Here is a 15402-nt window from a genome sequence, read left to right as displayed (position 1 = left end):
TAGGTGGTGCAGATCCGCTGGGCGGCGTCAATGCCCGCGGCGTCGGTTCGGCCCGGCATGGCGCACTGTGCGATTCGGAGCTCCCGCGCGGCGCAACCAATCATGAAAGCCGCCAGAATCCGTCCCCCGAGAAACAAGCTATTTCGTCGGCATATCCCCAGTCGCTCACCTCAACTGGCCTGGCAATCGCGGCATCGAAAGCCGATGTACTGCAACGACATTCCCACCCTACACGGGATTGGGGAGACCAAGAGCGGTGTTCAGGCGATAGGCCCCGCGGAGTCCGTGGAACACCGCCATAACCAGCGCACCGACCGATGCACTGCCGATGCCCGCAACAGTGTGTGCACCGAAATCGGCCCAGTAGCCGATCATGACCGCCAACACGAGACCGAGGGTTCCGGCCACCGCGTTGCGCAACGCGGAGTTGCCCCACACGTTCGGGAATTGTTCACCGACCATGCCTTTGACGAAATGCGGGACAGCGTTCGCGCCCATCAGGCCGGCCATCATCGCGAGAAGAACTGTGAGCCACACCAGGAATCACCCCTGTTCAGTCAACAACGTTGACTGAAATCTACAGGGCAGGGCCCGTTCGGTCAACGCCATAGACTGAGCAGGTGAGTCCCCGACCAGCTACTCGCGCCGAACAGCGCCGCAATACCCAAGCGCGCATCCTGCAGGCGGCACGCAGCCTGTTCGCCGAGGGCGGATACGAATCGACCACCATCCGGGCGATCGCGGCCGAAGCGGCCACCGATCCCGGACTGGTCATGCGCTACTTCGGTTCGAAGGCAAACCTGTTCGCGCGGGTCGCGGGGATCGAACCGGACGACGAGGTGACGGGTACTCCCGAGCAGGCAGCTGAACAATTACTGGCCGCTTTGGAACACAAGCTCGCCGAGCAGCCGATAGACGCGCTGGCAGCGATCCGATCCATGTTCACCCACCCCCAAGCCGCCGACGACATCCGTTCGGCTATGACCGCTCGGCAGCGACAGGCCGCAGACCACATGGCCGCCACCGACGCCGATCTGCGCGCCGGACTCATCGGCGCAATCACCATCGGCGCCGTCATCGGACGCCACCTGCTCCAACTCGACGGACTACGCGACGCCGAACCAGAACGGATCACGGCCATGCTCCGACACGCCTTCCACGACATCGCCCACGGCACACCGGAATCCGCGCGCGAGGATGCTGCACCGGGCACACCGAACGAATAGGCACCCATTTCCGCGCGGGGCGGTCACCGAGCGCGTCGCAAACGACATGAGACATGAAACGGTCTTAAGAGGTCGCGCAGATAGGGCGCGGGCGAGCAATGTCGTCAGGGGCTTGCATCGGCTTACCGCCCATGGCGGTATGCTCGGCGGTATGGCAGGACGGAAGACGTCGGTGTCGTTCGACGACGAAACCCTGGAAATCCTCGCGCGCCGAGCCGCGGAAGACGGCGTGGACCGGTCGGCGTACCTCTCGGACCTCGTGCGCCGCGATGATCTGCGCCGTCGCATCGCCGCGGACAGCGCCACTCTCGACGCGGCCGGCCACACCCCGGACCGGGCGACCACACTCACCGCCGCCCTGATCACGCAGCGCCGAGCCGTCGGCTGATGACCCAACCGCGATTCGGCGAGGTCTGGAACGCCCCGTCGGGATCGGTGCTGCCCGGCGGAATGCTCTGTCTCATAGTCAGTTCCGACGACTACAACCGGATCCGGCGGCAGTACATCATCGTCGAGGTCATCGCCGAACCACTCTCCGGCAACGCGATCATCTGCGACCTCGGGCCGGTCGGTGTCGCGCTCACCGGCGCCCCGTTCACGGTCGGGCCGGGATGGTTCGCCGAAGCCGAGGAACCGATCGTCATCCTCGAGGAACACATCGCGAGCCGAGCCGCCGACCAGATCCGCGCCATCCTCGGCCCCTAGTAGGCAAGGTCTGGGCTTTTCGACACGTTTTTCCAACATTCCGGAGAGGGCCGACCAGGGATTCCCCATGTCGATGTTCGGAGTCGGCTGCACGGATGTCCGAACTTCTGTGCACATGCTCACGACGCGGTGCGCTGTACCTCGACCCGGGGGTACGGCGAGGACCGGCCGACCAGCAGCGGTTCCGGTAGGCCGCGGGCCACATGGTCGACGAACGCGACCAGGTAAGCGTCGGTGATGTCCAGCGCGTCGTCGCCGTCGATCGACCCGAGCCCGACCACAGGCCGGATCGGCGCGGCCAGGTAGTACGCGCCGTAGTCGCTGAAGTTGAAGTGCCCGGCCCCGTTGAGCCGGTAACTCCAGACGGGCCCGGTGCTGGCGGTCAGCAAGGCGTGAGCGGCGTCGCGTTCGGACTGTTCGTCGGCATTGCTCGGCCGGCACGTTCCGGTGATGCAGGAACTCTGGCTGGCCAGCAACATCATTGGTTTGCCAAGTCCGGAGTGGACGACCGACCCGAACTGGGTTCCGTCCAGATCGGCTGCTCCGGCACAGTGCGGGTCATCGTGGCAGGCTTGCAATGCGGCGGCTCCGCCGAAGGAATGGCCCAAGTACATGGTGGTAGCCGCGTCGATGTGCCCGGCGAACCGCCCCGTGCTGTCCAGTGCGGCGACCTCGGTGGCGGCGAAGCGGTCGTCGGCCGCCCATACACCGACCAGCCGGTCGTCGACCGGGCGCACGGCGGCCGCGTCGGAGTCCTGCGGATTGCCCGCGGGAGTCGCGCTCACCGGCCGTCCGTTCAGCACCGTCAGCTTCGCGCTGTAGGTGGGGGTGATCCCGGCAACCAGGTATCCGTGACTGGCCAGATTCTCCGCAAGCGTGGTGTACTGCGGCGCGGCCAGCCCCAACCCGGGTTCGAGCACAACCACGGGGAACCTGACGGCGGCGACCGGGGCGTCGGCGACGGCGTGCACCCGGATGTCGCCGAAACTGGTCTCGCCCAGCCCGGGCAGGCCGCCCATGTGCAGTTTCGACCAGGCGCCCGGGGCGTAGGGCGCGGGTGACGCGCCCGGGACGGGTGACGCCGGGTACCACAGCCACACGGACAGCTCCCGCGGCATGCCCGGCCCAGGAGCGAGCGGATCGGTACGAGTGTGGTCGGTCAAGTCGACCGTGGTCCGGCCGACTGGATAACGGCCGGTCGGGGCGGGCAGGATGACCTGCCGGCCACTCCGGGCCGCCACATAACCGAGGTAGCCACCGAACGTCACGACCAGCACGATCGCCAGGACGAGCAAGGTCTTCAGGATTCGGCGTAACCGCCGGCGGTCAGTACGCATCAACGCTGGCCCCAGGTGCGTGCGCCGGGGTCACCGCCTCGCCTGCGATCTCGTCGACCGCGGTGTGCAGCCGGCGGCGCGAACTCAAGATCGTCAAAACTCTTATGCCCCATACACGTGACGGTATCGACCCGAGCACGCGAATCATGAGCAGTCCGGCCGATCACCTCGATACTGGACGAAATCCGTTGTGGACTGCGGCAAACGCGTAGGTGGACGAGTTCATCGACGACGTCCCGTGCCAGACGTGCCCGCAGGAGCTCGGGTAAAGCCCGTAATGCCAACAGCCTGACGGTCGTTCGCGGCTGAATTCACCTGCGGCTCAACGTTTCCACTCTCCGGTACGCCAGTACTCACCCATGGCGGCGTACATCTCGGGCCGAAGCATGGGTTCGGGGCGCAGCTCGAACTGCACACCGCGAACCTCGACGATCGTGCCGTGGTGGCCATGTCGGATCCGCACCGTCGCCGGGCCGCAGGACAGTGGTCATCTCGTCGTCGGCCGCCGCGCCGGCCAGGTACTCGGCGACCTCGTCCTCCGCGGGGACGACGCCGTGCCAGGACAGCACGTACCCGCCGCCGGCCAGCATGGGCCACAGGCGAAATGCGAGGCAATCGCTCAGCGGACCTGGAACATCGGACAACATCGTCATGACCCGCCGAGCACCTCGAAGGTGTGCGGATCGTGACGCCGCGACCGGATCTCGCTCTCAGCTTTGGTCCATGCTGCATGATCCTCCTCGCCCGTCCACACGACAGCGCGGTGCCACGCCGCCCGACCACGCGCTGGCCGTCGGCGGCAGTGGTCGGGCGCCGGTCGTCCGGGGCGGACACATCGCCAGAGCAAGCCCGGCCGCCGGGCCCGCGGCGCGCATATGCTCGGCGGTATGAACAATGCTCGGCCAGAGGCTATTCGGCGTTGTCCAGCATGGTGTTCCGACCATTACACCCCAGACGAGGGCGATGATCTCGACGCCGGCCATGCACACGAGGGGCTGGAGTTGACCCAGGAGCTGAGTTCGCTGGGTCTCAAGCAGCTGACATCGTCGCTGCACCGAAACGACAATCTCGCCGGCGAGCCCGTGGGGTACAACGTCGAGCTGCGCGAGGGCAAGCAGACGGTCCTGTTTCTCAGCCTCGACGAAGCCGAACAGCTGGCCGACCAGATGCACCGGCTCATCGCCGAAGCCCGCCGGACTCCCGCGGTGCCGCGGGACAAGCCCGCCGGATGACCAGCCGCTGCCGCAACTGCCGGTGAACCACCAGCTCCGAGCAAGTCCGAGGCACCGGCCCCAAGGGCCGCACCTTGCGCATCTCCACCGACGTCTGTGGGATCCGGTCGGCCGCCTGCCACCGCTTCGCCAACACCTGGATCGCCGACATCAAAGCCGCGGCCGACCAACCCCGGCCGAACTGCGATCTGTTGTACGCACTGCAACTGACCGACGCACCCGCGCAATCAGTATCCGGCCGGCCCCTGCCCCCGTTAGACATTGATGGAAACGCTCAGCTGGCGAATCGGGCGACAGCATCGAGGATGGCAGTTTGCATGGTGGGGCTGCCGGTGTGCCCGGAGTCGTCGATGATCCGCAGTTCTGCGTCGGGCCAGGCTTGGGCGAGTTCCCATGCGGTGAGCAGGGGTCCGGACAGGTCGAGACGACCGTGGATGAGAATGCCGGGGATCCCGGCGAGGCGGTGGGCGTCACGGAGCAACTGGCCGTCGTCGAGCCAGGCGGCGTGGGCGAAGTAGTGGGTGCAGATCCGCACGAACGGCAACCGTGCCGCATCCGGTTTGGCGCTGTATTGGCCTGGTGTGCCGAGGGTTTCGTGCGCGATCACCGCGTCCTCCCAGGCGCACCATTCCCGCGCGGCGCTCTCGCACACTGCCGGATCCTGGTGTTCCATCAGTCGCCGGTACGCCTCGACCAGATTCCCTTCCCGGTCCGCGGCGGGCGCCCCGTGGTGGAACCGCTCCCATTCGACCGGTAGCAGCAACCGCAGGCCGTGGTAGAGCCAGTCGATCTCCGGTGGTCGAGTCATGGTCACCCGACCAGCACGATCCCGGTGACACGGCACAATCCGGAACGCGGCCGGATCGAACAGTCTGCGCGCTCCGCGTCGCCCGCCGCTGCCGGGTCCGCCGTGCACCACCAGAACGGGCTGGCCGTGCGGGCTCCCGCTGGTTTCCCAGTAGATCCGGTTGTGGTCACCGACATCCACTAGCCCGGACTCGTAGGGCGCGATCCCGGAAACGGTTGCCGCGCTTCGGAAACAGACACAACCCGCAACGGTAGTCGTGCCGGATCGGGTACTGCACTGCTCGCTAGGCCACCCGGCGATCACACCGCTGACGACGGACACCGCATACGAGTTCGGGCATCAGTGCACCTACATCGAACACCGACAACGGGTTTACCTGCGTTCGGAAAACGAACGTTTGCTCTTCCACCGCCGTGGCCGCCGACTTCGCCACCACCGCGGCCTCGGCCCTGACCGGAGATGCCGGTGCTCACCTGGCCGGGCTCGCCCACACCTTCACCGCCGCCGCTACTCCCGGCACCAGCACCGCGCTAGGGGATCTAGCCCGCCAGAGCAGCGACGCGGCCCAATTCGCTCCCCCGGGAGTGCACCACCACGGCGGATACAGCACCGTCACCAGGCAGGTCTCGAGCTGGCTCGCCAACCGAATCGACGCCCCCAGATAGGCGAAATCGCCTCTGTTGTAGAGATTCTCACTTTTGATGGCACCTTCCAGTGCCGCAATGGATTACATTCGGTGTTCCCGGGAATCGAGTCGCGAGGGGGACCGGCGATGGCGGACGGTGACGGCAAACAGACCCCGAACTGGCCGCCGAGCGTGTCCTGGGTTGCCGTCACGATCGGGTTGCCTGTCGCACTGGGTGCGATGCTGCACGATCTGGCGTTGCGCAATCCGATGCTGGCGGTACTGCTGCTCCTGGGGTATTGGGGCCTCCTGTCGGTCTTTCGGGTAGTGAGCTCGATCGTCAAGGAGTTGGCCGAGAAATGGCGCCCGGACGCGGTAGCGGGGATCGATCGCTTCCTGGGGTTCCGGCTCACACCGTTCCGGCACGAATACCCGCACTGGATGTTGAACCGGCTCAAAGAGATTGACCTCCAGGGACTGGGCACAGCACCGCACTCCGCACCGCTGCTGGACACCGTGTATGTCGACGTAAGTCTGGTGGAACGGCCACACCATCTGGTGAGTGCGGATCCGCTGCGGGACAAGGTGCCGTCGAGTATCTCCGAACGCTTGTCGATCACGTCGCTGCTGCGGACGAAGACGCCGGTGGTCCTGGCCGTGCTCGGTGCGCCGGGCAGCGGCAAGACGACGCTGCTACGACATGCGGCGCGCCAGACGTGCAGTGGACGCCTCGGAGCTACCCGCCGGGTTCCGATTCTGCTGTACCTGCGCGAACACGCGGCGGCGATCGCGGCCGACCCTGCGCTGGGGCTGCCCGATTACGCGATGCCCAGTGACTGCGGGTTACGCAAACCGGAGGGGTGGTTCACATGGCGGCTACGCCGCGGCGAATGCGTCGTACTGCTGGACGGACTCGACGAGGTCGCAAACCAGAAACACCGCCACGCGGTGCTGAAATGGGTTGAGCACCAAATTCATATGTATCCAGAGAATCACTTTGTTATCACCTCCCGTCCACATGGGTACTCGGTGGCAGCGATCAATCGGGCGACGGTCCTGCAGGTTCGTCAGCTCACCGAAAACCAGATGGAAACCTTCGTGCGCAACTGGTACGGCGCGGTCGAGAAGGAGCCGGCCCGGGCTCAGACCCAAGCCCGCGCACTGTACGAGCACGTCCGCAGTCAACCCTCGCTCCACGAGCTGGCCGTCAACCCGCTACTGCTGACGATGATCGTCAACGTGCATCGGGAACGGCGAGGCGTTCTGCCGGACAATCGAATTCAGCTCTACAGCGAGATCTGTGACGTGCTGCTGTGGCGACGACGGACCGCCAAAGGGCTGTCTTCGCCGATCAACAACACGCACAGCCGCGGGATGCTGCAGGTGCTGGCGCTGGCGATGATGGAGCAGCGCGTTCGCGATCTATCCGTCGGCGACGCAGAGGAATTGATCAAACCTCTCCTGAACCGCCTGGATACCGATATGAACGCAAGGGAATTCCTGACCGAGTCGATCAACGACGGTTTGCTCATCAGCCCGGAGACCGGTGTCGTGTCGTTCTTTCATCAGACGTTTCAGGAATATCTGGCCTCGCAGCAGATCTACCATCGCGACCAGGTGCGTCTGCTGATGAGCAGCGTCGACGACGACTGGTGGCGAGAGACAACCATTCTCTATACCGCACAGTACGACGCGGACCCGATCGTCGAGGCGTGCCTACGCTCGCAGACGGTGACAGCACTGACACTGGCATTCGACTGCACGGAACAGAAGTCGGGCATGTCGGTGGAAATTCGGCAACGAATGAACGATCTACTGACCGAGGTAGCCGATTCCCGTACCGCACCGGAACGGCGGGAGCTGCTCATGCGCGTCCTGTTCACCAGGTTCGTGCGGCAGCAGACGACGGAAACGGTGAGCGGCCAGAGGTGTACCAAACCGGTTCCCGCGTCGCTGTATCGCCTGTTCGTCGAGGACGAATCCCGCATCGGGCGCGATCGCCGCCCGGACATCCCGTGGCCCGAGCAGGACAGCGCGCCTGTTCGCGGGGTGCGTGGACGCGACGTCGTCGACTTCGTGAATTGGATACAGGCCCGCATACCAGATCCCCCACTCCGATTGCCCAAGCCAGTGGAGGTCGAAAACCTCGCGGCACGAGGGATTTTAGGCGACCCGCCGGCCACCATGTGGTGTGCTCATGAGCAGTGGCGGGGTGACACGAACCGAGCGGCGACGAATGCACCAGTCGTCGAATCTCTGTCCCCTGACATCTTCGAAGAGCACCAGAGATCCCTGTGGACCGAGCCGTCGCCCAGCCACAGGCCACTGCGCTGGGCCGAACAGACAGGTCCGGAAGACGTCGATGCCATCACCACAGCCGATTTCGCTGCCTACCTGGACGAATGCCTCGACATCCAAGGCCCTCATAACCCGCTCAATTTCGCCCGATTGGCGTTTCCATTGGCTCTTGCGAATGTCCTTTGTAAGTACGGGGTTTCCGAACCACTCAACCAACCGCACCTCAATCGATACTCGAACTCCATTGCAGGACATAGACTTCGGGAGCACCGGGATCGGTTCATCACCCAGGCCGTCGCTGATCTACCGACACTGATCACAGACGCCCGCACCGGAACTGGCGGCCTGTCCATCGAGCCGTCGGGCCCGAATTCGGTGGCTATACCGAGCGTGGCAGACCTTCTGATAACCGCCGCAGCGAATGCGCTGGAGACCTTGGCGAGACGGAGGAGAGGCGCAAGCACGGCACCTTTCCGCAAGGCGTTCATACTGGAGATTGCACGGTTGGCCGACATCGAGACATCGATGCTGTACGCAGGATCGGAGTATTTGTCCGAATGGCTCTCTGTCGGAATAGAAATGACGCTGACAACGGAGTCCATCCCCGACGGTGTACAGCGTCTCGCCGAGGATCTGAGGGCGGACGCCGCGCCGTTGGTCACCGGCCATCATCGCCTACTCACCCGCAAGCATGCGATGCTGTATAGCCTGGCCGCCCTGTGCATCGCGCATGCGGCTGCCTCCGGCGACACCCTCGTGGACGGTAATGTTCTTCGTAAGATCGGATATTGCTTCAGGCAATTCGCTGTCGGCGTTGTACTGCGGGAACGCCGCCTGTCTGCCGAACCCGACGAGATGATCGCACTCGCCCTGGACTAATTCGACTATGCAGCCACGAAAGCGGACGCAGAGGAAGGTGACCGCGCACCGCTGCACGTCACAGGCTCGCCCAAGGCCGCGGTGACGCCGTCGTCACACCGCTCGAACGGCACCTACTCACCTTTGAGTGAGCAGACCACAGAACACCACCGCGGGCGCATGTTCAATCGGGGGTGCGCACCCGCCGAACCTGCCCCAGGGGTACCGCTGCCGGGGCCGTGCGGGTTGTCGGTTATCGGGGCCGGGCGGCCACCGCGCCCGGTGACCGGATGGGCCGGTGCGCTGAAAACGTTGCGACACAGCGACCTACCGGCGAGCCGACACATCGCAGCCTGCCCCCTCGGTCACGCACGTGAGTTCTCGGATGAAGCCGTCCGTACGCCCGGCAAGGTCATTGAGCGCGAGGCCGCTGACCTGGCCGGCTGCTTCGCTCAGTGCAACGGGGAGAATCCGGCGGGAATGGCGATGGTGGAGGTCGCGTGGGCGATGTTCTCGGGGCCGTTCTCGGGTGGCCAGATTCCGCGTTCGTAGGACTCGCGGCGGATGGCCAGTCGTTGATCGAGACTGGGAAATGGCCAGATGTGCGTGATGCGCGGGATGCCGTCCAGTCCGTACATCGCGGTGGTGAGCGGGAAAAGCGCGGTACGTTCGGGCAGTGCGGCGGCCCAGCCGGCCATGGTGGGTGTGAGTCCACCGACCTTCAACTCGTAGGTGCGGAATTCGTAGACGTCGCCGTAGCGTCCGGTTTGGACGGGAGGGACGAATGGGAACGGCGCGTAGGTCTCGACCGTGAATGAATCCAGGTACTCGCCGACCCCGAAAGGGTCGGAGCTGGTGAGGATCCGCTGTCGTTCCTCGGCGAGCGCTTCGGCATCCGTGAACTCGCGGAGTAGAAGTACCCGGCCGACGATGACACCATGCTCGGTTTCCCAGCAGCCGAGCAGTCTGCCGCGCGCTGGTGCGCCCGTGGTGTAGTCCCGCAGGGCGGAAAGCGCTCTCGGCACCGTGTAGAGCTTCATTGCCAGATGGGTAAGTTCATAGAGCATTGCCACGCCTCCGTGTAGGTATGTGTTTCTCCCGCGCTGTCGGCGCATCGACGGTCGCGATCGGGCACCGCCCCGGCCGATTTGCTGCGGGGCTGTTCAGCCGTGGTGATGCTCGGCTTCGGTCGCGGCGGTGTACCCCGCGGCGCGACCGAATACCGCGGCGCGCATGAGCGCCGCACCGCCGGGGTAGTCGCCGTAGAACAGGCCACCGGTCGCTTCACCCGCCGCGTATAGGCCGGGCACAGGCACGCCGTCGCCGCCGAGTGCTCGTCCGTCCGGGTCGATCCGCACACCGCCGAACGTGAACGTCAGTCCGGCGACCGCGTGGTAGGCCACGAACGGTGGACGATCCAGCGCTGTGGCCCACCGCGATTTGGCCGGCGTGCAGCCTGTTGTGCTCCCGTCGTCCCCACAGGCCCGATTGAACTCCTCGATCGTGCGCACGAGCTTGCCGGGAGGAACTCCGATACGCGCGGCGAGTTCGGCAACGGTCGGCGCGGTGACCGGGACTGCGGCCCCGGCGAACTGGTCGGCCACACGTTCCGCGGTGCGCTGGTCGAAGATTTCGAATGCCTCGTGGCCGGGCTGGCCCATGATCGCTTTGCCCATCTTGGAGTAGTTCTTCACCCACGGGCCGGGCCCCTCGTCGACGAACCGCTCGCCCTCGCAGTTGACGAGCACTCCGAGCCAGAACCCGTGCAACGGGAACGGCGGTGACGCCGCGCTGCGCTGCGGCGAGGGCATGCTCGGGTCCACGGCCGCCGAATGGCAGCTCGACCAGGTTCCGGCCACGTCCGCCCCGGCCCGCAGCCCCGCGATGATTCCGTCGCCTGTGGCGAGCCGGGTGCCGCGCAGTGTGACGTTCTCCCATTCGGGTCCGAGGTGTCGGCGCCGTAGCTCGCGGTCGGCCTGGAATCCGCCGCTGGCGATTACCACCGCGTCGCCGGGCACCACGCCGTCGCCTACTGCCGCGCCGGTAACGCGCCCGTTCTCGCGCACGAGGTCGATGAGCGGGGTGGACCAGCGGATCTCGACGCCGATGCGTTCGGCGTACTCCAGCAGCGGCTCGATCACTTCGAAACCGCGCGACATGCCCTCACCGGTGCTGGTCAGGATCTGCCCGGCCGGGATGTGCAGCACACCGTTGCGCACGTGCGCGCCGACGGTGCGGTTGAAGGTGAAGCGGACACCCTTCGAAGCGAGCCACCGCACAGTGTCCAGCGACCTTTCGGCGAGCGTTTCCACCAGGCGCGGGTCGGCCCGGCCGTCGCTCATCGCCATCAATTCGGCGGCGTAGGCCTCGCTCGTGTAGGGCGGAGCCTCGATCCGGTCGGCGCGCATCCCGGGCTCGAAGTCCTGGGTGATCGACGTCAGGTCGTCGGGTCCGCGGTAGTGGAACAGGAACAGCCCGCCCGAGAAGGCGGCATTCCCGCCGACGTCCGCGCGGCTGCCCTTCTCCAGCAGGACGACGTTCGCTCCGGCTTCGCGGGCGGAGATCGCGGCGGAGAGCCCGGTCAGGCCCGCTCCGGCGACGATAACTTTCGGCACTGGTTCTCCGTGACCTTGGTGTGTGTAATAACGCTGTCGAATCAGTTCTGGTCGAAACCGCTGAAAACCCGAGGTGGGGTCGTCGCCTCTCCCGACCGGGCGGCGACCGCCGTCGGGCCTGTTACCAGCTGAAGGCGAGTGGTTCGGCGGTTTCGTGCCGGGGTACAGGGCCGGTGTGTCGGACGAACCCCTTGCATGGGGTGCCAGCTTCGGTGGCCAGCCAGTTCGCGGTGTCGATCAGGCGCGGCAGGTCGATTCCGGTGCGGACGCCGGACAATTCGAGCAGCTGCACGGCGTCCTCGGTGCATACTCCGCCGCCCTGGGAACCCGGCATGGCCGGGTGGCCGCCACTGCCCGCGAGCGCAGTGTCGATATTTCGCACGCCGAGATCCAAGACCGGAAGCAGGGCGGCCAGGCCCATGCCGCGGGCGTCGTGGATCTGCACGGTGAGGTTCTCGGCGGGTATGTGGTTCAGTGCGGCGGTGACCACTTCGCGGATCTGCGCTGGTGCCGCATAGCCGGACGAGTCGGCGAGAATCCAATGATCCACGCCTATGTCGAGAAGCCGGCCGGCCAGCGGTTCGAGGTCCACCCCGCCGCGGGCGGGTCCGGTGGGCCCGCCCCAGGCGAAGATCACATATGTGCCGAGCACGATGTCGTGGTTCGAGGCGTAGGCGGCCATGCGCTCGAGTTCCGCTAGCGAGTCCGGAGTGGAGAGCCCGATGTTGGCGCGGGCGAAGTCCTCATCGGCCGACAGCAGGAAGGACGCCGTATCCGCGCCCGCGTCGACGGCGCGCCCGAGGCCGCGCGTGTTGCCGACGCAGCAGCCGAGACCGAGGCCCGGCACGCGCGGAACCAGCGCGAACACCTCCTCGGCGTCGGCCAGGCCGGGGATCAGGTCGGGGCGGACGAACGAGGACAGCTCGAACGTGCGCAGCCCCGCGTCGACGAGCCGTCGTACCAGCTCGACCTTGACCTCGGTCGGGACGCGATGGCTCTGAAACGTCAGGCGTGGCGCGATCTCGCGGATGCGCACATCGGTGGGCATCGTGCTGGCCTCAGACATGGCGGGTCGGTGTGAAGCCGGCGGCGTGCGCGTCCCATGCGTCCAGGTGTCCATGGCCGCGCAGCTCGGTTTTGCGGACCTTGCCGGTCGGTGTGACGGGTAGCCGATCGACCACGCGGTAGTAGCGCGGCACCATGAAATGCGGCATGCCGCGGTCACAGTGCGCGAACAGATCAGCGAAATCCACCTGCCGCCCGGAGTCCATCTCCAGTACGGCGAGCACCTCGTCTTCACCCAGCTCCGATGGGGTGGCGACGGCGGCCGCTGCGACCACACCGGGATAGGCCAGCAGCAGCGACTCGACCTCGTGGGAGGAGATGTTCTCCCCGCGACGGCGCAGCGCGTCCTTCTTGCGGTCGACGAAGTAGAAGTACCCGTCCTCATCGGTGTAGCCGAGATCGCCGGTGTGCCACCACAGATCGCGCATCGTCGCGAGAGTCGCCTCGGGATCGCGGTGGTAGCCGGCGAACATGACGTGGGGTTCGCGTGGCCGGTACACGATCTCACCGGCCTGCCCGGGTGCGGCGCGTCGGCCGGACTCGTCGTGCACCTCCACGATCGAGGACTCCGTGGGCAGCCCGATCGAGCCGACCTTGCGCGAGTCCAGCGGGTTGTAGAGCACGTTCTTGATCTCGGTGAGTCCATAGCCTTCGACGATGTGGACTCCGAAGCGTTCTTCGAATGGATGCAGTACCTGCGGGGGTGCGGGCGCCGCGAAGACACGTCGCACCTGGTGGTCGCGGTCTTTTTCCGACGGTGGCTGCGCGAGCAGCGCGGGCAGGATCGACCCCAGCGCGTTGAACTCGGTGACACGGTGTGCGCGCAGTTCGTTCCAGAACCGGCTGGCGGAGAATCGGCGGCCCAGTACGACGGTGGCGCCGGCGTACAGGCCGTGCAGGGTGATGTTGATCTGGGCCGCACCGTGGAACAGCGGCAGGCACGTGTAGAGCCGGTCGTCGGACGTGGTGCCCATCTGGGCAGCGCACTCCCGTGCGGCGGTGACCTGCATACGGTTCGGGTACACCGCTCCCTTGCTGCGCCCGGTGGTGCCGGAGGTGAGCATGATGGCCACCGGATCGGACGCGCCGACTTCGGGGAGTTCGCGTCCCGGGTCGCCTCCCGCGATCAGCGCGCGCCAGGTCAGCACGCGCACGCCGGGCGGGGTGCGGCCGGGTGCGTCGTCGTCGAGCAGGACCACCGCGGTCAGTGTTCCCGGCACTTCGGGCAGGTCGGCGACGAGGTCGAGCAGGGCGGCCTCGGTGACGAGGATCCGCACATCGGTGCTGCGCAGCGCGTGGTCGAGGAACTGCCCCTTATATGCGGTGTTGACCGGGACTTCGACGAGCCCGGCGCGCGCGGCGCCGAACCAGGTGAGCAGATACTCGATGCGATTGGGCAGGAGGATGCCGACCGCATCGCCGCGCGTGGCGCCGAGTGCGAGCAGGCCACGGGCCACCCCGGAGACAGCACGGTCCAGCCCGCCGTAGGTCAGCTCGGTACCGTCGACCACCAGCGCGGGCTTGTCCGGATGCGCGCAAGCCCGGGCGGCGAGCAGCCCGCCGACGGTGTCTTGCGCGAGATCCTCGGACCGCCTAGGGGTTTCGGTCATGCCAGCTCCTTCTTCGCCCTCGCCAGAAAGCTCTCCAGGGCCGGGTCCCAGGACGCCTCGGCGCCGGTGGTCACCAGGAACGCGTCGATGCCGAGGTCGCGGTAAGTACCCAGCGTGTTCAGGATGCGCTCCTCGGTGCCGACGAGCGCCTGCGAGTTGGCGAAACCACCCAGCAGCTTCGTCAGGCCGGTCCAGAAGCAGTCATCGTGGAGTTCCTCGTCGGTCAGCGCGAGCGCCCGCTGCCGTCCGACGGAGGTGTCACTCGACGACGAGCGTAGGAACCGGCCGCTGTTCTCTGCGATCTGCCGCTCTACCGCACGCGCCCGTGCCCAGGCGTCGTCGTCGGTGTCGCCGAGGAACAGTCGCAGGCTCAGCGAGAAGGGCATCTTCCGGTGATAGGCCTCGGCGGCCGCGCTGACTCGCTCGATGCGTTCCCTCGTACCCGCGAACGGCTCACCCCACAGCATGTACAGGTCCGCGTGGCGCGCGCCGAAGTCGACGGCATCGTCGCTCTCGCCGCCCATGAAGATAGGCACTTGCCCCTGCACCGGCCTGGTCATGATCTTCACCGCCTCGGCGGTGTAGTACTCACCGTGGTGGTCGAAGGGCTCGGTCGAGGTCCAGGTGCGTCGGACGACGTCGAGGTACTCGACCGCGCGCCGATAGCGTTCGGCTTTGGGCAGGTCGTCGGATTCGCGGCGCAGATCCTTGTCCGACCCGCCGACGACCACATTGATCGCGAGCCTGCCACGGGCGAGGACATCGAGTGTGGCGAAGTAGCGCGCGGCGGCCACCGGCGGCATGACACCGGGCCGGTGCGCGACGATCGGTGAGAACTTCTCCGATGCGGCGAGGGCGAAGGGGGCGGTCGCGTGATTGTGCGGCCACGTCGAGGAGTACCCGAGCAGGACCCGGTCGATCACCTCCGAGCGGTCCAGCTGGTGGATTCGCTCGATCATCCGGTCTGGATCGGTCTCGTCCGCTGCGAGGGGCTGTGCCCCGGTGAAAAACTCGACCATTGTT

Annotated in this window: 14 protein-coding genes; 6 read left to right on the top strand and 8 right to left on the bottom strand. The window is 66.4% G+C overall.

All coding sequences use genetic code 11. The features are described 5' to 3' along the window. Window positions 1-228: 228 nt before the first annotated feature. Window positions 229-537 carry a hypothetical protein gene (locus AC5WS7_RS03995; protein WP_495952947.1) on the bottom strand — a complete coding sequence of 103 codons (309 nt, stop codon included), beginning with the start codon at window positions 535-537 and terminating at the stop codon, window positions 229-231. Between the two features lie 83 nt (window positions 538-620). On the opposite strand from AC5WS7_RS03995, the gene AC5WS7_RS03990 reads away from it, so the two are divergent. The 3 genes from AC5WS7_RS03990 (at window position 621) to AC5WS7_RS03980 (ending at window position 1931) form a co-directional block, all read left to right on the top strand. Beyond that, a complete protein-coding gene (locus AC5WS7_RS03990; RefSeq protein ID WP_495952946.1) occupies window positions 621-1226 on the top strand; it encodes a TetR/AcrR family transcriptional regulator in 606 nt (201 codons plus the stop codon). A gap of 151 nt (window positions 1227-1377) precedes the next feature. Next, the gene (locus tag AC5WS7_RS03985; RefSeq protein WP_495952945.1) at window positions 1378-1614 is read left to right on the top strand and encodes a hypothetical protein; all 237 of its coding nucleotides are present in this window, start codon (window positions 1378-1380) and stop codon (window positions 1612-1614) included. Further along, window positions 1614-1931 carry a hypothetical protein gene (locus AC5WS7_RS03980; protein WP_495952944.1) on the top strand — a complete coding sequence of 106 codons (318 nt, stop codon included), beginning with the start codon at window positions 1614-1616 and terminating at the stop codon, window positions 1929-1931. Before AC5WS7_RS03985 ends, AC5WS7_RS03980 begins: the two co-directional genes overlap by 1 nt. A 119-nt stretch (window positions 1932-2050) precedes the next feature. On the opposite strand, the gene AC5WS7_RS03975 is transcribed toward AC5WS7_RS03980, so the two are convergent. After that, complete coding sequence (locus AC5WS7_RS03975; protein WP_495952943.1) at window positions 2051-3268, bottom strand: alpha/beta hydrolase family protein; 1218 nt, start codon at window positions 3266-3268, stop codon at window positions 2051-2053. Window positions 3269-4269: 1001 nt separating this feature from the next. Between AC5WS7_RS03975 and AC5WS7_RS03970 the strand changes: the two genes are divergently transcribed. After that, window positions 4270-4500 carry a hypothetical protein gene (locus AC5WS7_RS03970; protein ID WP_495952942.1) on the top strand — a complete coding sequence of 77 codons (231 nt, stop codon included), beginning with the start codon at window positions 4270-4272 and terminating at the stop codon, window positions 4498-4500. 274 nt (window positions 4501-4774) lie between these two features. Here AC5WS7_RS03970 and AC5WS7_RS03965 read toward each other — a convergent pair whose 3' ends face one another. Continuing rightward, complete coding sequence (locus AC5WS7_RS03965; protein WP_495952941.1) at window positions 4775-5308, bottom strand: alpha/beta hydrolase family protein; 534 nt, start codon at window positions 5306-5308, stop codon at window positions 4775-4777. 413 nt (window positions 5309-5721) lie between these two features. On the opposite strand from AC5WS7_RS03965, the gene AC5WS7_RS03960 reads away from it, so the two are divergent. Next, complete coding sequence (locus AC5WS7_RS03960; protein WP_495952940.1) at window positions 5722-5973, top strand: hypothetical protein; 252 nt, start codon at window positions 5722-5724, stop codon at window positions 5971-5973. Window positions 5974-6080: 107 nt separating this feature from the next. Further along, window positions 6081-9110, top strand: coding sequence for an NACHT domain-containing protein (locus AC5WS7_RS03955; RefSeq protein ID WP_495952939.1), 3030 nt, complete (start codon window positions 6081-6083; stop codon window positions 9108-9110). Window positions 9111-9541: 431 nt separating this feature from the next. Here AC5WS7_RS03955 and AC5WS7_RS03950 read toward each other — a convergent pair whose 3' ends face one another. The 5 genes from AC5WS7_RS03950 to AC5WS7_RS03930 all read right to left on the bottom strand — a co-directional run bounded on the left by AC5WS7_RS03950 (window position 9542) and on the right by AC5WS7_RS03930 (window position 15398). Further along, a complete protein-coding gene (locus tag AC5WS7_RS03950; RefSeq protein ID WP_495952938.1) occupies window positions 9542-10156 on the bottom strand; it encodes an NIPSNAP family protein in 615 nt (204 codons plus the stop codon). A 96-nt stretch (window positions 10157-10252) separates the two neighbouring features. Next, a complete protein-coding gene (tcuA, locus tag AC5WS7_RS03945) occupies window positions 10253-11704 on the bottom strand; it encodes an FAD-dependent tricarballylate dehydrogenase TcuA (protein WP_495952937.1) in 1452 nt (483 codons plus the stop codon). A 121-nt stretch (window positions 11705-11825) separates the two neighbouring features. After that, a complete protein-coding gene (locus AC5WS7_RS03940) occupies window positions 11826-12770 on the bottom strand; it encodes a hydroxymethylglutaryl-CoA lyase-like TIM-barrel protein (RefSeq protein WP_495952936.1) in 945 nt (314 codons plus the stop codon). Further along, entirely contained in the window at window positions 12763-14379 is a 1617-nt protein-coding gene (locus AC5WS7_RS03935; RefSeq protein WP_495952935.1) for an AMP-binding protein, read from the bottom strand. Before AC5WS7_RS03935 ends, AC5WS7_RS03940 begins: the two co-directional genes overlap by 8 nt. Then, complete coding sequence (locus AC5WS7_RS03930) at window positions 14376-15398, bottom strand: LLM class flavin-dependent oxidoreductase (protein ID WP_495952934.1); 1023 nt, start codon at window positions 15396-15398, stop codon at window positions 14376-14378. The genes AC5WS7_RS03935 and AC5WS7_RS03930 overlap by 4 nt, the downstream gene beginning before the upstream one ends. Window positions 15399-15402: the final 4 nt, after the last annotated feature.

The sequence above is a fragment of the Nocardia sp. PLKS1-43 genome (assembly GCF_059510335.1).
Note: the sequence above shows the minus strand (reverse complement) of the source record. Positions and strands in the feature narration are given on the sequence as shown.